Below are 19,979 nucleotides of genomic sequence, written 5' to 3' on the forward strand. Positions count from 1 at the left end.
TTTGTGCTCTGCTCGCCGCCGGCGACGCGGCGGGCACCGGCCGCGCCCGGCCCGAGGGCGCCCAGGTGAAGGTCAACATGCTGCTGCGTCGCCTGCCGCGCCTGCACGACAGCACCGTTGCGCCGGAGGCCGCATTCGCCGGGACGTTCCACATCAACGAGACGCTGACCCAGCTGGATGCCGCGCACGCCCGTGCGGCGGGAGGTGGCATCCCCGATCCCCTCCCCGCCGAGATCTACTGCCACTCCCTCACCGACCCGAGCATCCTCGGACCGGAGTTGCAGGCCGAGGGCGCGCAGACGCTCACCCTGTTCGGCCTACACGTTCCGCACCGTCTCGTCGCGGAGGGTCACGCCGACCGCGACGCGCTGCTCGCGGCGGCGCAGCGTTCCCTCGACTCTGTGCTCGCCGAGCCGATCGCCGACGTCGTCTACGAGGCGCCCGACGGCACGCCCTGCATCGAGGCGCGGACAACGGCCGATCTGGAGGCGTCGCTCGGCATGGTCGGCGGCGACATCTTCCACGGCGACCTCGCGTGGCCGTGGGTCTCGGACGACGCACCGCTCGAGACCCCCGCGCAGCGGTGGGGCGTCGGCACCCCGCACGAACGCGTGCTGCTGTGCGGGTCGGGCGCACAGCGCGGCGGCGCCGTCAGTGGCATCGGCGGCCACAACGCCGCCATGGCCGCGCTGGAGATGCTCGGCCGCTGACGCGAAACCCCGCCGCAGCCGAGGCTGGGGCGGGGTTCGACGCGTTCGACGCGGGCGGCGCCGGCGCGATCAGGGCTGCGGCGGCGCGGGCGGCATCGGCGGCGCGTCGGAGTACCCGGGCTGCGACGGCCAACCGGTGTAGTACGCGTTCCAGTCGGGGGTCCCATCGGGCATCACCGGGAGCGGGGTGCGCCCATCGGCGTACGTCGGCCAGGCCTGCTGCTGCGGAGCGTACTGCGGTGAGCCGTACCCCTGCGGGTACTGCGCGTAGCCCTGCTGCGCGTGCATGTGCGGGTCGATCGGCTGCGTGTACGCCGGGTTGGCGCCGGCCGGTCCATAGGGCGCAGGCTCCGGGCGGGGCTTCTTCGGCGCGAAGAGCGCGTTCACCAGCGGCAGCAGGATCGTGCCGACGGCGATGAGGATCGCGAGCGCCGTCACGATGCGCCAGTAGATGGGGAGGAAGTCCCAGAACTCCGCGGTCACGAGCGGGATGATCAGCATGACGGCGAGGATTCCGAGAAGGCCGATCGTCACGTAGGCGACAACGCTCGTGAAGGTGGTCTGGTAGCGCGCGTAGGCCTTCGAATACAGGACGACGTGCAGGAGAGCACCCTGCAGCACGAGGACGATCACCAGGAAGCTGAAGAAGCGACCGACGCCGTAGCCCGAGCCGTGCTGGCCGTAGGGCAACCAGATCAGCAGCGCGCCGATCAGCAGCGCGACAACCCAGGTCACCATGCTCGTGATGGTCAGCCACGTGGGGCGCTTGGGGGCGAGCGACGATTCGAGCAGCGCGATGCCCGCGAAGCCGACCAGCAGCAGGATCGTGAGGAACGCGCGGCCGACGACGCCGCTGCCGTCACCGATGAGCACCCAGACGACACAGACCAGCGCCGCAGCGATCAGGGCGCCGATCGCGATCCAGATCGCGACGCGGAAGATCTTGGACGAGTCGGGGGATTTGATCGGTGCGCTCATCATCTGTCCCTTCGGCGGGCGGCGCCCGCAATCGCCCCCATCCTCTCAGACCGTGCCGACGCGAGCGCGGTCTCCTCCCCCCATTGACAGACCTACGCTGATGCTGTGGAAGACGAGTACCGCGTACCCCGGATGGACGAGCAGCAGTCCCGTGCGTGGCTCGCCCTCGTCTGGACGACGCAGCTGCTCCCCGCCGCCCTCGACGCGCAGCTGCAGTCCGAGTCGGGCATGACCCACTTCGAGTTCATGGTGCTGAGCGCCCTGCAGCAGTCCCCCGCGTCGACTCTCCGGACGACCGATCTGGCGGATGCCGTGAACGCGACCATGCCGCGACTGTCGCGCGTGGTCGGCAAGCTCACCGACCGCGGGCTCGTCGAGCGCGGCGACGATCCCACCGACGCCCGCGTCGTGACGGTGCGTCTCAGCGGTGAGGGACGGCGCGCGCTCGTGCGGGCGGTGCCGTCGCACATCGCGCTCGTGAAGGAACTGGTGATCGACCGGCTGACGCCCGACCAGCTCGGCGCGCTGACGACCGCGCTCGAACCGGTCGTCGCGGCCCTCGACCCGCACGAGCGGGTGCTGCCGCCCTCACGGCGCGACTGATTCAGCGCGAGAGCACGTCGTCGATGTCGGCGCCGGGCAGCCCGACGGTCACCTGCGTGCCCCACGGGTCACGCAGCACGATGTCCCGGCCGCTGTCGGCGAAGGCAATTCTGTGGTGGACGAGCCGGGATGCCAGGGCGTCGAGGTCTTCGCGCGCCGGCACCGTGATGGCGACGTCACCGAGCCCGAGCGCGGCGGCGCGAGGGCCCGCCCCGGCGCTGTTCCACGTATTCATCGCGACGTGGTGGTGGTATCCGCCGGCGGAGGCGAACAGGGCGCCCGGGTAGGTGTCGACGGTCGTCTCGAAGCCGAGCGCGTCGATGTAGAAGGCGCGGGCGGTGGGGATGTCGCCCACCTGCAGGTGCACGTGACCGACCTTGCCGGCGGCACGCCCGACGCCCGCGAGCGTCTGCTCGGTGAGGTTCTGCTGGAGGTACGCGTTCGGGTCGAGGTAGAGGGTGCCCATCTGCAGCCCGCCGCCCGCATAGCTCCACTGATCCCGGGGGCGGTCGACGTACAGCTCGATGCCGTTGCCTTCGGGATCGGTGAAGTAGAATGCCTCGCTGACGAGGTGGTCGCTCGACCCGCTGAAGCGGCTGCGGGGGTCCTGCGCGGCGCGGTAGACGGTCGCGGCGAGCGCGGCGGCATCCGGGAACAGGAAGGCGGTGTGGAACAGGCCCGCCTGGCGTGGGTCGACGGCGGGCAGGCCCGGCGTGCCGACCAGGCGCACCATGGGCGTGCGACCGCGGCCGAGCACGCGGTGCACCTCGCTGCCGCGCGAGCGCTCTTCGAGCGGCTCGAGGGCGAGCGCGCCCGAGTAGTAGGAGGTCATGCCCTCGAGGTCGCCCACACGCAGGGTCACCGCGTCCATGTCGGTGGCGGCGTTCAGCGTCGCGTCGGAGACCTCGGCGGTCGAGATCGCGGCGGCTTCCGCAGTGGTGTCCGTCATGGGATGCTCCTGTCGTGGGGTTCTGTTGTACCTACAACTGAATCGGTCGGCAATCCATTCCCGCTTCAGCGAACCTGCGCATCGTGGAGCACCTGAAGGGTGTGCGCGGCCATCGCGTCGGCGCCGAAATGGTCGTCAGCGGTGATCGCGACCACCGCGTCGCCGGAGAAGAGGAGCATCTGCCCGTACGCGCCGTGCAGGCGCCAGCCGGGTCCGGGTCCGTCCCAGCCCGCGAGCGCATAGCGCTGGTATCCCGGCGAGGTGAGTGCCGGCATCCACCCCGTGTGCATGGCGTCGACGACGCTCGCCGGGACGCGGGTTCGCGCTTACGAGGCGACGAGCTCGCTGCGCACCGGCTCGCGCGGCGGGATGACCGTGGGGTGGGTGCCCGCCATGCGCTCGAGAACGCGCACGACCTGGCAGCTGTACCCGAACTCGTTGTCGTACCAGACGTAGAGCACGAGGTTCACGTCATCGGCGATCGTGGCGAGGCCGTCGACGATGCCCGCGCGGTGCGACCCGACGAAGTCGGTGGACACGACCTCGGGCGACTCGACGTAGTCGATCTGCTGCCGCAGCTCGGAGTGCAGCGACACGTGACGGAGATACTCGTTCACCTCCTCCTTCGTGACCGGCCGGTCGAGCGTCAGGTTCAGGATCGCGAGGGAGACGTCCGGCGTGGGGACGCGGATGCTCGACCCGGTCAGCTTGCCCTTCAGCTGCGGCAGCGCCTTGGCGACGGCCGTTGCCGCACCCGTCTCGGTGATGACCATGTTCAAGACAGCGGAACGACCACGTCGGTTTCCCTTGTGGAAGTTGTCGATGAGGTTCTGGTCGTTGGTGAACGAGTGAACCGTCTCGACGTGTCCGCGCTGGATGCCGTACGCGTCGTCGAGCGCCTTCAGGACCGGGGTGATGGCGTTGGTGGTGCACGACGCGGCCGAGAGGATCGTGTCGGTCGATTCGATGGTGTCGTCGTTGATGCCGTGGACGATGTTCTTGATCGGCGTCTTGCCCGGAGCAGTGAGGAGCACGCGGGAGGCGCCCGGGCTCTGCAGGTGCCGGCTCAGCCCGGCCTCGTCGCGCCAGCGGCCGGTGTTGTCCACGACGACCGCGTCGTTGATGCCGTAGGCGGTGTAGTCGACGGTGGAGGGGTCATCCGAGTAGATGACCTGGACGCGCACCCCGTTGGCGACGAGCACATCGTTCTCGTGGTCGACGGTGATCGAACCGGGGAAGGGTCCGTGGACGGAGTCCCGGGCGAGCAGGCTCGCCCGCTTGTCGAGGTCGTTGTCGGATCCGCGTCGCACCACGATGGCGCGCAGGCGCAGGCCGTGCCCGTTGCCGGCGTGGTCGATCAGGATGCGGGCGAGGAGGCGTCCGATGCGGCCGAAGCCGTACAGCACGACATCGGTGCGCACGTGCTCGGGCGAGGTGATGCCCGCCAGCAGGGTGGCGAGGTCGTCGGGGTTCTCATCGGTCAGCGCAAGGGTCACTCGCGCGATGTCGATCGACGCGGGGGCAGGCTGGGCCGCCAGCAGCGCCTGCAGCACCTCGAGCGTGTGATCCAGCGTCACGGCGTGGTGGCCGAGCTCCGCGGCCCGGTCGTGCACCGCGATGATGCCGATCGCGGGCAGGTTGAGCAGGCGGTGACCGTGGATCGACGTCACGACGCCGTAGTCGCGGTACAGCCTGCCGATGAGCGGGATGAGGGCCTCGGCGAGTTCCTCCCGTCGCACCCATTCGTTCCTGTGCGTGTCGAAGGAGAGGTTCGTCACTGTGTGCCCTTCAGTCGGCGTTGAGGCAGAAGGATCGCGGCGTGTGGGTACGTCGCGCTCGGCCGAGAGGCCCGGAATCTCGTGTCGGGACGGGATTCCGGGCCTCTGGTGTCCGGTGGCGAGTGAGGGATTCGAACCCCCGAATGCAATGCAGTCTGATTTACAGTCAGATCCCTTTGGCCGCTTGGGTAACTCGCCAGGTGCGCACCCGACCGGCTTGTACAGTCGACCGGAGGCGCGATCACCTATCTTACCCTCCCGATCGCGCCTGCAAAAACCAACGGGTCAGGCGGCTGTGGCGACCCGCTCGACGAACGATTCGAGGCGGTGTCGCGTGCCGTCGATCCGCCGGTCGACGCTCGCGCGGATCTCGCTCGGCGCCAGGGGACCTGCGATCCGCACGTTCTCGTGGCAGGTCAGATCGGCGCAGACGTAGGTGCCGACGCTGTCGCCGCGATCCCCGGCATCCCCTGTCTTGCGAGCGGTGAACATCGCGACCTGGTTGCCGGGCTGGAGGGTGTGACAGATGTTGCACATCGCCGATTGTCCCGACGATGATCCGGATGCCGCGCGCAGCACGATTCCGGTGGGGGCACCCGCCAGCTCCGCGACGATGTACCCGCGACTGCGGGTCGTGGGGTCGCGCCAGGCGAGGAAGTCGAGGTGGTCCCAGTCGAGCAACGCGAAGTCGAGGGGCAGTTCCAGACGTTCTCGCTCGTCCCTCGTCGCATTGACGAGGACGTCGCGCAGCTGGTGTTCTGTCAGCGGCCGCATCCGGTCAGTCTACGAACGGAGCGCAGGGCGGGGGCCGCGCTCAGCCGAGGAACGGCACGAAGACGAACGCGGCGAGGATGACCACGAGCACGCCCACGGCGGTGCCGACGATGGGCCACACCAGCGCACGTCGGCGGATGACGCCGAAGATGATGCCGACGATGCCCGCGAGCATGCCGATGAGGCCGCCGATCACGAGCACCGGAATGGTGATGATCAGCAGCCAGCCGTAGTTCGCATCGACGCTCAGCGCCAGGATGAGCGCGATCGCCGACGGCAGGACGGAGATGACCTCGACGACGACGGCGCCGATGCCCCACGCTCGCTGGGCGGTCACCGGGACGGTCTGCGTTGTGCTCACGCCGTCAGCCTAGGGCGCGACGGTGTGCCACCTCGTTAGACTCGGCGCATGGCTGACAGCTCATTCGACATCGTCTCCAAGATCGACCGTCAGGAAGCGGACAACGCTCTGAACCAGGCCCGCAAGGAGGTCGAGCAGCGCTACGACTTCAAGGGCACCGGCGCCTCGATCGAGTGGAGCGGCGACTCGATCCTCATCAAGGCGAACAGCGAGGACCGCGCGAAGGCCGTGCTCGACGTCTTCCAGTCCAAGCTCATCAAGCGCGGCATCTCACTGAAGAGCCTCGACTCGGGTGAGGCGCAGCCCTCCGGCAAGGAGTTCCGTCTGGTCTCGACCCTCAAGGAGGGCATCTCGAGCGAGGACGCGAAGAAGATCAGCAAGATGATCCGCGACGAGGGCCCCAAGTCGGTCAAGGCGCAGATCCAGGGCGACGAGCTGCGCGTGCAGTCGAAGTCACGCGACGACCTGCAGGAGGTTCAGCGCCTGCTGAAGGCCGCCGACCTCGACGTCGACCTTCAGTTCGTCAACTACCGCTGAGACGCAGCTTTCCTCACGCGAGCCCTCGCAGGATGAGGTGCCAGTAGACCTGCGGCAGGATGTGCCGGTCGAAGATCCACGTCAGGCGGCGCTCGCGATACAGCGTCTTCCAGAACGGCACCGTGGGCTGGAGCCGATCGTCGCCGTCGAACTCCGCGAAGACGACGGTGCGACGGCTGACCGTAACGGGCGTCACCGTGTACCCGTCGTACACCGCACTCAGCCGGCGTCCGGCGAGCGCGTCCGCGTGGTTCTTCGCGAGCGTCTGCGCCTGTTTCCGGATCGCACCACCGGAGCGACGGGTGCGCACGGCGGCCGCATCCCCCAGCGCCCATACGTTCGAGTAGCGGCGGTGCCGGAGCGTCTGCGGATCGACGTCGACGAAGCCGTCGGCATCCGCGAGACCGCCTTCGGCGATCCACACCGCGGGTCGCTGCGGTGGAGCGGCATGGAGCAGGTCGTAGGAAATGCTCTCCCGATGGATGCCGCGCCCGATGGTGACCTCGCGACGAGCGGCATCCACGTCGAGAAGGTCGAAGGAGAAGTGGGTCTCGATGCCGTACTCGTCGAGCTTGCGCTGCAGTTCTGCGGACACCGCCGGGTTGGCGGACGCCGACGGCTCCGGCGACACGAAGACGATCCGGATGTCGCCCGCGACGCCCTTCGCGCGCCACCACTCGGCAGCGAGGTACATCGGCTTCTGCGCGACCCCGGCCGCTGAAGCGGGCTCGGGGCACTGGGCGAAGACGACGGTGCCGCTCGTCAGGTCGCGGAGCGCGAGGGAAGCTTTCGCTGCGAGCGGGAGCGTGTAGTTCGAGATCCCGCGTTCATCGGCCATCGCCGCGGACAGCCCCGGCACCGCGTCCCAGTGCTGCTCGATGCCCGCGGCGACGATGAGGTCGTCGTAGCCGATCGTCTCGCCCGAGGCGAGCGTCACGGCGTTCCGCTCGGCGTCGACCGCGGTGACACTGCCGCGCACCCATGCGACGCCCTTCGGCGTGGCCTGGGCCTGCGGACGCTCAGCCTCCGACGCCCGTGCCGCACCGCCCGCGATGTGCGACTGCAGCGGCGCGTAGACGTGCGATGTCCGCGGCTCGATCACCGTCACCTCGAGTCCGCGGCGGCGCTGCAGCCGGCCGGCGATGGAGAGTCCGGCGTTCCCGCCGCCGATGACCACAACGCGGCGAGTCGGCGCCCCGGGCACGCTCATCCGCTTCACCATTCGTCGGACGGAAGACGCGAAATTGCTCATGCCGCGACGCTAGACACCGCCCTCGCGACCGTCCTCACCCTTTACATCCCGCCCGGGAGCCGGTAGCGCAGGAGAATGACGATGGCCCGGCCCCGCAAGGGACCGGGCCGTCGTCATGCCTGCTCAGAGAGTCTGGGCGAACGGGTCGAAGTCGACGGGAACGGCGGGCACCGGGGCGACGGTGCTCTCGATCTCGAGGTACTGACCGGTCTCAGCCGAGGCCTGCGCCGACAGCAGCACGTCGAGCACGTGGAAGCCGAGCTCGCCGGTCGCGACGTGCGGGCGGTCCTCGGCGATCGCGCGGACCATGTCGAGCACACCGAGGCCGCGGCCCACGACAGTCCCCTGCTGCTCGACGGCGATCCACTCCTGATCGGTCTTCATGCCGTCACGGAAGACGCCCAGCGGCTTCACGTACGACGTCTCACCCTCGAAGCGGTTCGGGTCGGGCAGGACGATCGAGCCCTCGGTGCCGTGGATCTCGACGACCCCGTGCCGCTCGAGCGCCGAGTCGAAGCTCAGCAGGTGCGTGCCGTGCTGGCCGCCCTCGAAGGTCGACAGCACCTGCACCGAAGACGGCACCTCGACGGGGAACGTCTCCCCCGCCCGCGGCCCCGTGTGGATCTGGCGCTGGGTGCGAAAGCGCGACCCGCGCGCGGCGACCCCGGCGATCGGTCCGAGCAGGCTCACGAGCGCCGAGAAGTAGTACGGCCCCATGTCCAGCAGCGGGCCGGCACCGTGGGCGAACAGGAACGCGGGTTCGGGATGCCACAGGTCGGGCCCCTGCGTCTGGAATGCGGTCTGCACGAACAGCGGCTGACCGATCACCCCCTCCGCGATCGCACGCTTGGCGGTCTGGAACCCGGGACCGAGGATCGTGTCGGGCGCCGAGCCGACGCGGACGCCGGCGGCCGCTGCATCCGCCAGCAGCTGACGAGCACCCTCGCGGTCGAGGCCGAGCGGCTTCTCGGTCAACACGTGCTTGCCGGCGGCGACAGCGCGCGAGGACACCTCGATGTGGGCCTGCGGGATCGTCAGGTTGACGACGAGTTCGACGTCGGGGTTCGCGAGCACGTCGTCGAACGTCCCCCACGACGGCACCCCGTGCTCGGCGGCCTTCGCCTGAGCACGCTCGGGGAGCAGGTCGCCGATCGCGACGACCTTCACGTCGGGGAACGAGGTGAGGTTCTCGAGATAGGTCTGGCTGATGACACCGGCGCCGATGACGCCGACTCCGACGGGACCGGTCATGCGACGAACCCGCCTTCGCGGAGGAACGCGTACGACGCGGCCACGTCGGCGAACACGTCGCCCGGGGCGTTGTCGTACTCGATGACGGCATACCGAATGGCGTCGTTCGCGCGCAGCGCGTCGGCCAGCGGCACCTCCCCGGTGCCGGCGTGACGCTGGTCGAGCGTGTCGGATCCGAAGTCGCCGGCACCCGGAGCCCACGGGTTCGAGGTCGGCACGACGCCATCCTTCACGTGCACGGCCGCGAGCCGCGCACCGAGTGAACGCACCAGCTCGGGCACGTCCTGACCGCCGGTGAGCGCCCAGAACAGGTCGAGCTCGAGCTCGACGCGCTCGTCGGTCAGCTCGACGAAGCGGGCATACGCGCTCTGACCGTCGACGTCGGCGACGAACTCCTGCGCGTGGTTGTGGTACCCGACGGTGAGGCCGAACTCAGCGGCCTTCTCGCCCGCGCGGTTGAGGCGCTCGGCGATGTCGGCGACGCCGTCAGCGGTGAGCCACCGCTCGGGGGCGACGAACGGGTCGATGACGGTCTTCATGCCGATGGTCGCGGCGGCTTCGAAGACCACCTCGGGCGCGGGAGTCGGGATCGCGCCGTCCGGCGTCCACAGCTCATCCGACAGCAGCGGGGCGTGTCCCGTGGGCGACGAGAGACCACTGGCATCGAGCGCCGCGCGGATCTCGGCGGGACGGCTGACGAAATCAAACGCCTCGACGTGACGCAGCCCGATAGCGGCGAGCTTGTCGAGCGAACCGGACATGTCGGCGCTGAACTCCTTGGCGAGGGAGTACAGCTGGACCGAAGCGAGTGGCAGAGCCATGGGTCTTCTTTCGTACGTCGTTGTCGGATGCCGCAGCGCGGCGTGACACGACGCTAGCACAAAACCTCCAAGTGGAGGTTTTTCTCCTTCACGGGCTACTCTGGCCCGGTGGAGCACGACGAAACCGCCGTCATCGGACGGCGCGGATCACAGCCGAAGGGCGTCGCGAGGCGCCAGGAGATCCTCGACCGCGCCATCGAGGTGTTCCGCGACCGCGGCGCCGACGGCACCTCGCTCCGCCGCATCGCGGAGGCGATCGGCATCTCCCACGCCGCCCTGCTGCACTACTTCGACTCCCGCGAGCAGCTGCTCGTCGCGGTGTACGCACACGCCGAAGCGAACCGCGCCGAACCCGCCGACCTCGTGCCGGGCATCGAGACGATGATCCACGCCGCCGTCCGCAACGTCGAGGTCCCCGGCCTGGTCACCCTCTACTCGACTCTCGTCGCCGCGTCGCTCGAAGGCGCCGGCGGTGTCGGGCGCGAGTTCTTCGCCACCCGCTTCGAGCGCCTGCGCGCCGAACTGACCGCGAGCCTGCGGTCACAGCAGGCTGAGGGCACGGTGCGTGACGACGTGCCGGCCGAGCACCTCGCGGCCCTCATCATCGCCGCGTCGGACGGCCTGCAGATCCAGTGGCTCCTCGAGCCCTCCGTCGGGCTCGAATCGACCCTGCGGACGCTCGGCGCCCTGCTGCGGCCACCGGCATGAGCGGCATCCGCTCAGTGGTGCATGCGCCGCACCGACACCCGCGCCGCGGCATACGAGCCGGACAGCACGCGGTCGGACATCTGACGCGCGTACGCCTCACTGAGGTAGCCGGCGCTGCCGTCCGACGCGATGACCTGATCCTTGTCGCGCAGCACCCAGCCCCACCGGCCGTCGCCGCGCTCGTACACAATGCGCTCCACCATGAGTGCACCCCTCGTCCCCGTGTGCGGCCCATGCTAGCGGCGGCGGCGTTCGCGGCGCACGCGGCGCGGGGTGATCGCCCGTGACCGGCTCCGCCCCGCGGCTCACACGCGGACTCGTCGTCGTCCTGGGCTTCCTCTCGGCCGTCGGCCCGTTCGCGATCGACATGTACCTCGCGTCGCTGCCGCAGATCGCCCGCGAGCTCGACGCCGCGCCCGCGACGGTGCAGCTGACGCTGACGGCGTTCCTCTTGGGCCTCGGTGTCGGCCAGCTGCTGCTCGGACCGCTCTCGGACATGTGGGGACGTCGACGGGTGCTCCTGCTCGCGACGAGCGCCTTCACCCTCACGAGCATCGCCCTCGTCGCGGCGCCGACCATCGAGGTGTTCATCGCCCTGCGGCTGGTGCAGGGACTGGCGGGAGCGGCCGGCGTCGTGATCGCCCGCGCCATCGCCGTCGACCTCAGCACGGGCCGCACCGCGGTCCGGGCCCTCAGTCTGATCGCGACGGTCGGCGGCCTCGGCCCCCTCGTCGCTCCCCCGGTCGGCGGACTGGTCGCCTCGTTCTCGGGGTGGCGCGGGGTGCTCACGGCCCTCGCGGTCATCGCCGTCCTGATGCTCGCGCTCGCCTGGCTCGTCGTGCCGGAGTCCCTCCCTCGCGAACTCCGCCACACCGGTGGGCTGCGCGCCATGCGATCGTCGTTCGCCCACTTCGCGCGGGACCCGATCTACCTCGGCTACACCGGTGCGTACGTCGCCGGGTTCGCGGGCCTGTTCGCCTACGTCGCGGCATCCCCCTTCGTCGCCCAGGTGATCCTCGGGATGCCGCCCTTCCTCTACGGCCTCGGCTTCGCCGGGGGCGGGGTCGCACTGCTCGTCGCGAACCTGATCAACGCGACCTACGCACCGCGCATCGGACCGGAACGGATGCTGGTGGTCGGCGCCGCGCTCGGCGTCGCGTCCGCGACGGTCATGACGGTCTCGGCGGCCACCGGCATCCTGTCGATCCCGCTCTTCCTCGGCTGCGCCTTCGCCACCATGGGGGCGGCGGGTCTCACATTCGGCAACGCGAACGCGCTCGGCCTCGCCCGGGCGACGCCCCGCAACCGCGGCGCGGGCGCGGCCCTCATGGGCGCGTCCCAGTTCGCGGTCGGCGCGCTCATCACCCCCGTGGTGGGCCTGTGGGGCGAGGAGACCGCGGTGCCGATGGCGTGCGTCATGCTCGTCGGCGCGCTGCTCAGCCTGACGCTCGGGATCGCCTCGAACCGCGCGAGCGCCCGATCGCACCCGTCGTGAGCCACCTTTCGAGCGCACGGTAGGCCTGCTCGCGAGGGCCCGGACGCGATAGGAAGAGGTCGTGGATGCCACCCTCGATCCGCGCGAGCGTGATGTCGCGCCCAATCCGGGTGGCGGCGCGGGCGATGTCGTCGACGACGAGCACCGAGTCGCTGCCGGTCATCTCAGCGTTCCACGCGAGCGGATTCGTCGACGCGGTCGACAGCATCACGAGGGTCGGAACACCCACGTCGATGCCCGCCGACACCCGACGGTGCCCCTCGACGATCGCGGCGAGCCAGCCCGGGTGCGTCGGGAATCCGCGCTCGGGCCGCCAATCCCGCCGGTAGCCGCGGACGGGCAGCGCGCCCACCTCGGTCTGCGCGCGGGTGTAGAAGCCGAGGTCGACGACGGGGTGCGCACCCAACGGATCGACGCGCGCCCGCATCTGCACGAGGGGCGACAGCGCCTGGCGACCGAGGGTGCCGATCTGCAGCTCGAGCCACGGGCTGTTGAGGACGAGCCCCGCGAGGCGCCCTTGGTGCCGCGATGCCCAGAGCGTGGCGGTGAGGCCGCCCGTCGAATGCCCCATCATCACGAGCCGACGCCGCGACGGCGCACCCTCGAGGCCGTGGCCCATCGCTTCGAGGGCCGTGGCGATGTCGGCGTCGTACACCTCGAGCGACGTCACGAACCCGGGCGTCTGGCCGGGGCGCAGGCTGCGGCCGTACTTGCGCAAGTCGAGCGCGTGGAAGCGCGCTCCGTGCGAAGTCCAGAACCGGGCGAGCTCGACCTGGAAGAAGTAGTCGGACCAGCCGTGCAGATAGAGGACGTCGACGTCGCGCAGCGGCCCCGTCAGCCGCGCGAGCGTCGGCGGCTCGAGGCGGACGAGCGTCGCGACGACCTCGCCCTCCTGGTCGGTGCCGAGGGGCAGCGTCAGGGACTGGAACGGACGCCCGATGACGTCCGTCTCCCACTCGCCGCTCATTGGAGCCTCACTCGCCGCGCGAGACCCGCACCATCTCGTCGCGATCGACGACCTTGATGCGCGCGCGCTCGGTGGGAGCGCCGAGCGCGATCTCGTGCTCGTCGAGTCGGTGCCAGCCGGCGAGGTCGGTCCAGGCGACGCCGCGCTCGGCGAGCAGAGCCGGGATCGACTCGTCGGAGGGGTCCTCCGGCGTCCACCACGAACCCTGGTCGTTGATCAGGTGACGGATGGTCTCCATCGCGTCGGACTTCGTGTGACCGATGAGCCCGACCGGGCCGCGCTTGATCCAGCCGGTCGCGTAGACGCCCGGCACCCGCTCGTTCGAGTCCTTCTTCAGGACCTGACCCTCGTGGTTCGGGATCACGCCGTGGCGCTTATCGAAGGGCACGTCCTTCAGCGGCGAGCCGAAGTAGCCGATCGCGCGGTAGAGCTGACCGATCTCGACCTCGCGCATCTCGCCGGTGCCGACGACACCGCCCTCGCCGTCGGGACGGGTGCGCTCGTACACGATCGCAGCGACGCGACCCTCGGCATCCTTCTTCACCTCGACGGGCTTGGCGTAGAAGTGCAGGTGCAGACGGCGGCTGGCCTCTCCCCCGGCGTTGTTGACGCTCGGGCGCTGGCGCCACGACTGCAGCACGCGGTCGATGACCATCACCTGCTTGTTGGAGGTGATCGCGGCCTTCGACGCCTCGTCGTAGTCGAAGTCCTCGTCGTAGACGACCATGTCGACGTCGCGCAGCTCGCCGAGTTCGCGGAGCTCGAGCGGGGTGAACTTCACCTGCGCGGGGCCACGGCGACCGAAGACGTGCACGTCGGTGACGGGCGACGCCTTGAGCCCGTCGTAGACGTTCGCGGGGATCTCGGTGGGCAGCAGGTCATCGGCGTGCTTCGCGAGGATGCGGGCCACGTCGAGCGCGACGTTGCCGTTGCCGAGGACGGCGACGGATGCCGCATCCAGCGGCCATTCGCGCGGGAAGTCGGGGTGCCCGTCGTACCAACTGACGAAGTCGGCCGCGCCGTAGGACCCCTCGGCGTCGATGCCGGGGATGTCGAGGTCGGCGTCCTTGATCGCACCGGTCGCGAAGATGACCGCGTTGTAGTGCTTCTTCAGGTCGTCGAGGGTGATGTCGGTGCCGAAGTGGACGTTGCCGAAGATGCGGATATCACCGCGGTCGAGCACATCACGGAGGGCGTTGATGATGCCCTTGATGCGCGGGTGATCGGGCGCGACGCCGTAACGGACGAGACCGTACGGGGCGGGAAGGTGGTCGAACAGGTCGATCGAGACGTCGAACTTCCGCTCGGCCTTCAAGAGGATGTCCGCCGCGTAGATGCCGGCGGGTCCTGCGCCGACGATGGCCAGCCGGAGCTTGGTCATGAGTGTCCTTTCCGAGAGCCCGTGAGGGCGTGACGAAGGTCGGCGATGCGCCGGAGTTCAGCTGGAGCGGTCGACCATGACCTCGGCGAAGCGCGTGAGCGCATCGCGCACGGGTCCGTCGGGCAGCGGCGCGAGGGCGGCGACGGCGCGGTCTGCCCACTCGTGGGCGAGCGCGCGCGTCGCCTCGGTGACGGGGTGCTCGCGCAGGGACGCGAGCGGACCGTCGAGGATCTCGGGGTCGGCGCCGTCGGAGATGCGCGCGACGCCGTGGTCGATCGTGGCCTTCAGCGCCTGCGAGGCGGGGTCGCCGGCGCGGCCGAGCAGCAAGTACGGCATGGTCGGGACGCCCGCGCGCAGGTCGGTGCCGGGCACCTTGCCGGTCTCCTCGGCATCCGCCGACAGGTCGATGACGTCGTCGAGCAGCTGGAAGGCAACGCCCACGCGCTCACCGAACTCGCGCACCGGGGCGGCGTACTCGTCGGGGGCGTCGGAGAAGACGACGCCGGTCTCGGCGGCCGCCGCGATGAGCGAGCCGGTCTTGTCGCTGAGCACCTGGAGGTAGAACTCGACCGGGTCATCGCCCGCCTGCGCGCCGACGGTCTCGTGCATCTGACCGAGCACGAGGCGCTCGAAGGTGTCGGCCTGCAGACGGATCGCCCGCTCGCCGATCGTCGCCATGAGCTGGCTGGCACGGGAGAACAGCAGATCACCGGTGAGGATCGCGACGCTGTTGCCCCACACCGCGTGGGCGCTGGGCACGCCCCGGCGGCGGTCGGCTTCGTCCATGACGTCGTCGTGGTACAGCGACCCGAGGTGGGTCATCTCGAGCGCCACCGCACCCGCGATGACGTCGTCGTTCACTCCCGAGCCGAGCTGGGCGGTGAGGATCGACAGCATCGGGCGCAGGCGCTTGCCGCCGGCCTCGTAGAGGTAGCGCGAGGTGGTGTCGGCGAGCGAGTCACCGACCTTCAGCTCGACGGCGAGGTGCTCCTCGACCCGCTCGAGTCCGCTCTCGACGGCGCTGAGCAGTTTCCGCAGTCGCGGTCCCGCGAAGATGCGTTCGGTGACGCCGAGCTGGCTCGTCAACGGCGAGCCCGGAATCACGGGTCGGGGGGTCATCCCTCCACCGTACCCGTCGCGCTCTCTTCGCGGTTCGCCGCCGTCGCCCCTTGCGCTGGGGCGGTGAGGGGCTTCCGACCGCGGTGCAGGGCGACGATGCCGAAGGTCAGGTCGCGATATTCGACCGACTCCCAGCCGGCGTCGCGGATGCGCGCGGCGAGCGCCTGCTGGTCGGGCCAATCGCGGATCGACTCGTTCAGGTAGTCGTAGGCGTCGGGGTTCGAGCTGACCGCGCGCGCGACCAGCGGCAGCACCCGGTCGTTGTAGAAGCCGTAGAGCGACCGCATGACAGGCGCCTGCGGGTGCGAGAACTCGCACACGACGAGCGTCCCGCCGGGCTTGGTCACGCGGAGCATCTCGCGCAGGGCCTTGTCGGGGTCGTTGACGTTCCGCAGCCCGAACGAGATGGTGACGGTGTCGAACTCCTCGTCCGCGAACGGGAGGGCCGTGGCATCCGCTTCGGCGAAGGTCAGATTCGGGATGCCGCTGTGCCGCCGGCGGCCTTCGGCGATCATCCCGGCGGAGAAGTCGGCGGCCACGACGTCGGCGCCCGAGCGGGCGAGCGAGACCGAGCTCGCGCCGGTGCCGGCGGCGAGGTCGAGGATCCGCTGTCCGCGGCGCGGTGCGATCGCACGGGTCGCGGCGACGCGCCACAGTTTGTCGTTGCCGAGGCTCAGCACGGTGTTCGTGCGGTCGTAGCCGGCGGCGACCTCGTCGAACATGCCGCTGACGCGCGACGGGTCCTTGCCCAGGTCGGCGCGGTTCGAGGAGTCACGGGAGGGCTGGTCGGTCACCGCTCGAGTCTACGTCGCCAGGCTTAGGCTGGAGGGGTGAGCTCCCCCACCCCGCGCCCTCTTCGGCTGCGGGCGACCACCCGCGAGATCGCAGCCGCCGACGACCTGCTGCCGTTCGCCGCTCCGCACGATCCGACCGTCTGGTCGCGCCGGGGCGACACGCTCGTCGGCGTCGGTGCCGTCGCGACGCTCCCCGAGGGGGCGGATGCCGCTGCCTGGTGGCGCGAGACGGCCGCGGCGGCGCAGGTCGACGATGCGGTCGGACTCCCGGGAACGGGGATCGTCGCGTTCGGGGCGTTCCCGTTCGACCCCGCCGCCTCGGCCGCGACGCCGGTGCTCACCGTGCCCGCCGTCGTCCTCGGGCGCCGCGGAGCGCGCGCGTGGGTGACGCACATCACGCTCGATGACGAGGCCGCCGAGGGGCTCCCGCCGCAGACCGGCTTCGGTCCGCACTGGTCCGCCACCGTCGGGCCCGGCTCCTGCAGCCCCGAGGGGTACCAAGACGCCGTGCAGGCGGGCATCGACGCGATCACCGCCGGAGAGGTCGCCAAGGTCGTCCTCGCGCGTGACCTCGTCGGCTCGGTGCAGGCCGGCGCCGACCTCCGACGCCTCGTCCGCGCACTCGCCTCCGCCTACCCTGACACCTGGACGTTCGCCGTCGACGGGCTCATCGGCGCGAGCCCCGAGACCCTCGTCACCGTCGCCGGGGGCACCGTGACCGCCCGCGTGCTGGCCGGCACCGCGGCGCGCGGCGCCGACGCAGACGAGGACACCGCGGCATCCCTCGCCCTCGCCACCAGCGCGAAGGACCTCGACGAGCACGGCTACGCGGTGCAGAGCGTGCTCACCGCGCTCCGCCCGCACACGAGCGCGCTCGTCGCCGAAGCGGAGCCGTTCATGCTGAAGCTCCCCAACGTCTGGCACCTCGCGACCGATGTCGAAGGCACCCTCGCCGGCGACGCCTCCGCCCTCGACCTCCTGGGCGTGCTGCACCCGACCGCGGCCGTCGCGGGAACGCCGACGGATGCCGCGCTGGCGGTCATCCGGCGGATCGAACCGTTCGATCGCGGCCGCTACGCCGGACCGGTCGGCTGGATCGACGGCAACGGCGACGGCGAATGGGCGATCGCGCTGCGCTGCGCGCAGTTCGACGTGCACGCGGCCGACGCCGACGGGATCCGCCTCACGGCGCACGCCGGTGCGGGCATCGTCTCGGGCAGCGATCCGGAGACCGAGATGCTCGAGACCCGGGTGAAGTTCCGCCCGATCGTCGACGCGCTGGCCTGACACGCGGGTCACTGTGCTCCCGGCCTGGCGCGCCGGGCCCGACGCGACGGCAATCAGGTCGCCGCGAGCCGCGCCTTCTCGGCCTCGACGTCGAAGTCAGCGGCGGGCCACTGCGGGTCGATGCGCTCGAGCGTGTCGAGGACGAGGGCCTGCACCGCGAGCCGCGCGTACCACTTGGCGTTCGCGGGGACGACGTGCCACGGCGCCCGCTCGGTCGAGGTGCGCTCGAAGACGGCCTGGTAGGCGTCCATGTACTGCGGCCAGAGCTTTCGCTCGTCGACGTCGCCGGGGTTGTACTTCCAGTGCTTGTCGGGGCGGTCGAGCCGCTCCTGCAGTCGCGCCTTCTGCTCGTCACTGGAGATGTGGAGCATCACCTTGACGACGTGCACGCCGTGATCGGTCAGCCGCTTCTCGAAGTCGTTGATCGCGTCGTAGCGGCGCTCGATCTCCTCCGGCGGCGCGAGCTCACGGACCCGGCCGATGAGGACATCCTCGTAGTGGGAGCGGTCGAAGACCCCGATGTACCCGGCCTTGGGGACCTCCTTCTCGATGCGCCAGAGGAAGTCGTGCTGCAGCTCCTCCTCGGTGGGCTTCTTGAACGCCTTCAGGTGCACGCCCTGCGGATCGGTCGCCCCGATGACATGCCGGACGATGCCCCCCTTGCCGGCGGAGTCCATCGCCTGCAGCACCAGCAGCGCTGCCGGGGCGTCGTGGTGGAGCCGGCTCTGCGCGAACAGACGCTCCTGCAGCTCGTCGAACTGCTCCGCGCCCGCCGCGAGGTCGTCCTGACCCTCGGTCTTGCCGCCCTCGTAGCCGGGCGTCGAGTCGGGGTCGACGTCCGCGAGCGAGAACCCGTCGCCGACGCGGAGGAGGCGGGCAGGGTCGTCCGACCAGTTCTTCTGGCTCTTCGCAGTCATGGAGCCATCATGCCCGCGGCGCGGGTTCGGGGCCAGGGTGCGGGCCCGGGCTCAGCGGGCGAGCGGGACTTCGATGATCTGGCGGCCGCCGACGGGAGCGGTGAGCGCCTGGTCGAGCGCGCCGCGGGTCGTGATCCGGACGTACTCCCAGCCGTAGGCTCGCGCGATCTCCTCGAGTCGCACCGTCTGCGGGGTGTACAGCACCCGGTCGAACGCATCGGGCCCGGCGACGCCGGCGACTTCGAGTCCGTCGAAGATCGTGCCGCCGCCGTCGTTGCCGACGATGACCTGGATGCGCGGCTCGTCCTCCGCCGGCGGCAGGAGCAGGGCGCCGACGTCGTGGAGGAACGCGAGATCGCCGAGCAGCACACGGGTGACGCCCGGTGTTCCCGGCTGCTGCGAGGCGACCGCGATGCCGACGCCCGTCGCGACGGTGCCGTCGATGCCGGCAAGACCGCGGTTGGCGTGGACGGGAACCTTCTTGCCGCCGAGGAGCTGATCGGCGACGCGCACGAGTCGCGACGACCCGAACAGGAGCCGGTCGTGCGGCCAGGTCGCGCGCCAGACCGCATCGACGAGCGTCGCACGGTCGAGCGGCGCACGGATCGCGCCGAGCTCGGTCGACATCGCCGCCTTCCGCGCGGCAGGGTCGGTCGAGGCCAGCGCGTGGACATCCGGGGCTTCGGGGCTCAGGTCGACGAGGTGGTCGCGGGACGCCCGCACCCACGCGCCGAGCCACTGCCGGTCGGCGGCGCCGTCGTCCAATGCGACGGCATCGACGGTCGAGGTGGCGCCGTTCAGGTTGAGAGGCTCCCCCGGCCCGCGGAGCGCCCAGACCTCGACGTCCGTGCGGGCGAGCAGGCGTGCGACCTCGCGGCTGAGCGTCGGGTGGCCGAAGACGACGGCGCGCTCGATGCGCCCGCCGAGGTCGGCATCCGAGAGCAGGGTCCGGTACCCGTGCACGAGGTGGCGACCGAACCGGGCGCCGCTGACGATCTCCGCGATGAGCGGAAAGCCGCCGGCGTGGGCGAACGCCTCGGCATCCGGCCCCGCATCGGCACCGGCCACGACGACGGTGCGCGGACCGCGCGGCAGCACGACCGGCGCGTCGGGGTCGCCCGGCACGTTGGCCGCACCGATACCGCCGCCGCCCTGGAAGTGCGCGCCCCACGATTCGCGAGGCTCCTCGGCATCGGGGTCAGGGGTCGCGGCCGCGCCGGCTGCGGCGGCCTCCGTGGTGGCGCTCAGCCAGTCGGGCAGCGCCCCGGCGAGCGGCTCGCGACAGGGCAGGTTCAGA

21 protein-coding genes, 1 tRNA gene and 1 pseudogene are annotated in these 19,979 nt (G+C 70.6%); 6 read left to right on the forward strand and 17 right to left on the reverse strand.

The genetic code is table 11. The features are described 5' to 3' along the window. Nucleotides 1-710, forward strand: a pseudogene (locus ACHFGS_RS08370) (NAD(P)/FAD-dependent oxidoreductase); the annotation flags it as partial. A gap of 69 nt (nt 711-779) precedes the next feature. Here ACHFGS_RS08370 and ACHFGS_RS08375 read toward each other — a convergent pair. Continuing rightward, nucleotides 780-1,688, reverse strand: coding sequence for a hypothetical protein (locus ACHFGS_RS08375; RefSeq protein ID WP_394289356.1), 909 nt, complete (start codon nt 1,686-1,688; stop codon nt 780-782). A 105-nt stretch (nt 1,689-1,793) separates the two neighbouring features. Between ACHFGS_RS08375 and ACHFGS_RS08380 the strand changes: the two genes are divergently transcribed. Next, complete coding sequence (locus tag ACHFGS_RS08380) at nt 1,794-2,291, forward strand: MarR family winged helix-turn-helix transcriptional regulator (protein WP_394289357.1); 498 nt, start codon at nt 1,794-1,796, stop codon at nt 2,289-2,291. A gap of 1 nt (nt 2,292) precedes the next feature. Here the strand turns inward: ACHFGS_RS08380 and ACHFGS_RS08385 are convergent, their stop codons facing one another. The 6 genes from ACHFGS_RS08385 to ACHFGS_RS08410 all read right to left on the reverse strand — a co-directional run bounded on the left by ACHFGS_RS08385 (nt 2,293) and on the right by ACHFGS_RS08410 (nt 6,153). Then, the gene (locus tag ACHFGS_RS08385; protein ID WP_394289358.1) at nt 2,293-3,240 is read right to left on the reverse strand and encodes a VOC family protein; all 948 of its coding nucleotides are present in this window, start codon (nt 3,238-3,240) and stop codon (nt 2,293-2,295) included. 65 nt (nt 3,241-3,305) lie between these two features. After that, nucleotides 3,306-3,515: a hypothetical protein gene (locus tag ACHFGS_RS08390; RefSeq protein ID WP_394289359.1), complete on the reverse strand. Its 210-nt coding sequence runs from the start codon at nt 3,513-3,515 to the stop codon at nt 3,306-3,308. Nucleotides 3,516-3,566: 51 nt separating this feature from the next. Further along, a complete protein-coding gene (locus ACHFGS_RS08395) occupies nt 3,567-4,979 on the reverse strand; it encodes a glyceraldehyde-3-phosphate dehydrogenase (protein ID WP_394289363.1) in 1,413 nt (470 codons plus the stop codon). Nucleotides 4,980-5,134: 155 nt separating this feature from the next. After that, nucleotides 5,135-5,216 (reverse strand) — tRNA-Tyr (locus ACHFGS_RS08400). Nucleotides 5,217-5,303: 87 nt separating this feature from the next. Further along, nucleotides 5,304-5,792, reverse strand: a complete 489-nt coding sequence (locus ACHFGS_RS08405) for an FBP domain-containing protein (RefSeq protein WP_394278568.1) — start codon at nt 5,790-5,792, stop codon at nt 5,304-5,306. A gap of 40 nt (nt 5,793-5,832) precedes the next feature. Then, on the reverse strand, nt 5,833-6,153 hold the full coding sequence (locus ACHFGS_RS08410; protein ID WP_394278569.1) for a hypothetical protein: 321 nt from the start codon (nt 6,151-6,153) through the stop codon (nt 5,833-5,835). Between the two features lie 48 nt (nt 6,154-6,201). Between ACHFGS_RS08410 and ACHFGS_RS08415 the strand changes: the two genes are divergently transcribed. Next, nucleotides 6,202-6,690, forward strand: coding sequence for a YajQ family cyclic di-GMP-binding protein (locus ACHFGS_RS08415; protein ID WP_394278570.1), 489 nt, complete (start codon nt 6,202-6,204; stop codon nt 6,688-6,690). Between the two features lie 13 nt (nt 6,691-6,703). On the opposite strand, the gene ACHFGS_RS08420 is transcribed toward ACHFGS_RS08415, so the two are convergent. The 3 genes from ACHFGS_RS08420 to ACHFGS_RS08430 all read right to left on the reverse strand — a co-directional run bounded on the left by ACHFGS_RS08420 (nt 6,704) and on the right by ACHFGS_RS08430 (nt 10,014). Next, complete coding sequence (locus tag ACHFGS_RS08420; RefSeq protein ID WP_394278571.1) at nt 6,704-7,942, reverse strand: NAD(P)/FAD-dependent oxidoreductase; 1,239 nt, start codon at nt 7,940-7,942, stop codon at nt 6,704-6,706. A 123-nt stretch (nt 7,943-8,065) separates the two neighbouring features. Then, nucleotides 8,066-9,193, reverse strand: a complete 1,128-nt coding sequence (locus ACHFGS_RS08425; protein WP_394289360.1) for a Gfo/Idh/MocA family protein — start codon at nt 9,191-9,193, stop codon at nt 8,066-8,068. Next, entirely contained in the window at nt 9,190-10,014 is an 825-nt protein-coding gene (locus ACHFGS_RS08430; protein WP_394278788.1) for a sugar phosphate isomerase/epimerase family protein, read from the reverse strand. The genes ACHFGS_RS08425 and ACHFGS_RS08430 overlap by 4 nt, the downstream gene beginning before the upstream one ends. Nucleotides 10,015-10,122: 108 nt before the next feature. Here ACHFGS_RS08430 and ACHFGS_RS08435 point away from each other — a divergent pair, with 108 nt between their 5' ends. Beyond that, a complete protein-coding gene (locus tag ACHFGS_RS08435) occupies nt 10,123-10,722 on the forward strand; it encodes a TetR/AcrR family transcriptional regulator (protein ID WP_394278789.1) in 600 nt (199 codons plus the stop codon). 11 nt (nt 10,723-10,733) lie between these two features. Here ACHFGS_RS08435 and ACHFGS_RS08440 read toward each other — a convergent pair whose 3' ends face one another. Then, on the reverse strand, nt 10,734-10,925 hold the full coding sequence (locus tag ACHFGS_RS08440; protein WP_184219402.1) for a hypothetical protein: 192 nt from the start codon (nt 10,923-10,925) through the stop codon (nt 10,734-10,736). 80 nt (nt 10,926-11,005) lie between these two features. Between ACHFGS_RS08440 and ACHFGS_RS08445 the strand changes: the two genes are divergently transcribed. Next, nucleotides 11,006-12,217 carry a multidrug effflux MFS transporter gene (locus ACHFGS_RS08445; RefSeq protein ID WP_394278790.1) on the forward strand — a complete coding sequence of 404 codons (1,212 nt, stop codon included), beginning with the start codon at nt 11,006-11,008 and terminating at the stop codon, nt 12,215-12,217. Here ACHFGS_RS08445 and ACHFGS_RS08450 read toward each other — a convergent pair. Genes ACHFGS_RS08450 through ACHFGS_RS08465 form a run of 4 tightly spaced genes read right to left on the reverse strand, consistent with a single transcriptional unit; the run spans nt 12,159 to nt 16,478 of the window. After that, entirely contained in the window at nt 12,159-13,184 is a 1,026-nt protein-coding gene (locus ACHFGS_RS08450; RefSeq protein ID WP_394278791.1) for an alpha/beta hydrolase, read from the reverse strand. The genes ACHFGS_RS08445 and ACHFGS_RS08450 overlap by 59 nt on opposite strands. 7 nt (nt 13,185-13,191) lie before the next feature. After that, nucleotides 13,192-14,565 (reverse strand): FAD-dependent oxidoreductase, encoded by a 1,374-nt coding sequence (locus ACHFGS_RS08455; protein ID WP_394278792.1) that lies wholly within the window; start codon nt 14,563-14,565, stop codon nt 13,192-13,194. 57 nt (nt 14,566-14,622) lie between these two features. After that, nucleotides 14,623-15,684 carry a polyprenyl synthetase family protein gene (locus tag ACHFGS_RS08460; protein WP_394278793.1) on the reverse strand — a complete coding sequence of 354 codons (1,062 nt, stop codon included), beginning with the start codon at nt 15,682-15,684 and terminating at the stop codon, nt 14,623-14,625. Next, nucleotides 15,681-16,478 (reverse strand): demethylmenaquinone methyltransferase, encoded by a 798-nt coding sequence (locus tag ACHFGS_RS08465; protein ID WP_394278794.1) that lies wholly within the window; start codon nt 16,476-16,478, stop codon nt 15,681-15,683. Before ACHFGS_RS08465 ends, ACHFGS_RS08460 begins: the two co-directional genes overlap by 4 nt. A 36-nt stretch (nt 16,479-16,514) precedes the next feature. Between ACHFGS_RS08465 and ACHFGS_RS08470 the strand changes: the two genes are divergently transcribed. Further along, nucleotides 16,515-17,765: an isochorismate synthase MenF gene (locus ACHFGS_RS08470; protein WP_394278795.1), complete on the forward strand. Its 1,251-nt coding sequence runs from the start codon at nt 16,515-16,517 to the stop codon at nt 17,763-17,765. Between the two features lie 53 nt (nt 17,766-17,818). Here ACHFGS_RS08470 and ACHFGS_RS08475 read toward each other — a convergent pair whose 3' ends face one another. Then, complete coding sequence (locus ACHFGS_RS08475; RefSeq protein ID WP_394289361.1) at nt 17,819-18,682, reverse strand: polyphosphate kinase 2 family protein; 864 nt, start codon at nt 18,680-18,682, stop codon at nt 17,819-17,821. Between the two features lie 51 nt (nt 18,683-18,733). Continuing rightward, nucleotides 18,734-19,979, reverse strand: a 1,246-nt coding sequence (locus ACHFGS_RS08480) for a 2-succinyl-5-enolpyruvyl-6-hydroxy-3-cyclohexene-1-carboxylate synthase (protein WP_394289362.1), incomplete at its 5' end; no start/stop codon positions are given.

The sequence above is a fragment of the Microbacterium sp. genome (assembly GCF_043427715.1).
Classification (GTDB): Bacteria; Actinomycetota; Actinomycetes; order Actinomycetales; family Microbacteriaceae; genus Microbacterium.

What these genes read in the sequence shown, in the direction of transcription:
- ACHFGS_RS08375 (WP_394289356.1), bottom strand. Translation starts at nt 1,688, where the DNA reads ATGAGCGCACCGATCAAATCCCCCGACTCGTCCAAGATCTTCCGCGTC.
- ACHFGS_RS08385 (WP_394289358.1), bottom strand. Translation starts at nt 3,240, where the DNA reads ATGACGGACACCACTGCGGAAGCCGCCGCGATCTCGACCGCCGAGGTC.
- ACHFGS_RS08390 (WP_394289359.1), bottom strand. Translation starts at nt 3,515, where the DNA reads ATGCCGGCACTCACCTCGCCGGGATACCAGCGCTATGCGCTCGCGGGC.
- ACHFGS_RS08405 (WP_394278568.1), bottom strand. Translation starts at nt 5,792, where the DNA reads ATGCGGCCGCTGACAGAACACCAGCTGCGCGACGTCCTCGTCAATGCG.
- ACHFGS_RS08415 (WP_394278570.1), top strand. Translation starts at nt 6,202, where the DNA reads ATGGCTGACAGCTCATTCGACATCGTCTCCAAGATCGACCGTCAGGAA.
- ACHFGS_RS08420 (WP_394278571.1), bottom strand. Translation starts at nt 7,942, where the DNA reads ATGAGCAATTTCGCGTCTTCCGTCCGACGAATGGTGAAGCGGATGAGC.
- ACHFGS_RS08425 (WP_394289360.1), bottom strand. Translation starts at nt 9,193, where the DNA reads ATGACCGGTCCCGTCGGAGTCGGCGTCATCGGCGCCGGTGTCATCAGC.
- ACHFGS_RS08430 (WP_394278788.1), bottom strand. Translation starts at nt 10,014, where the DNA reads ATGGCTCTGCCACTCGCTTCGGTCCAGCTGTACTCCCTCGCCAAGGAG.
- ACHFGS_RS08440 (WP_184219402.1), bottom strand. Translation starts at nt 10,925, where the DNA reads ATGGTGGAGCGCATTGTGTACGAGCGCGGCGACGGCCGGTGGGGCTGG.
- ACHFGS_RS08450 (WP_394278791.1), bottom strand. Translation starts at nt 13,184, where the DNA reads ATGAGCGGCGAGTGGGAGACGGACGTCATCGGGCGTCCGTTCCAGTCC.
- ACHFGS_RS08455 (WP_394278792.1), bottom strand. Translation starts at nt 14,565, where the DNA reads ATGACCAAGCTCCGGCTGGCCATCGTCGGCGCAGGACCCGCCGGCATC.
- ACHFGS_RS08460 (WP_394278793.1), bottom strand. Translation starts at nt 15,684, where the DNA reads ATGACCCCCCGACCCGTGATTCCGGGCTCGCCGTTGACGAGCCAGCTC.
- ACHFGS_RS08475 (WP_394289361.1), bottom strand. Translation starts at nt 18,682, where the DNA reads ATGACTGCGAAGAGCCAGAAGAACTGGTCGGACGACCCTGCCCGCCTC.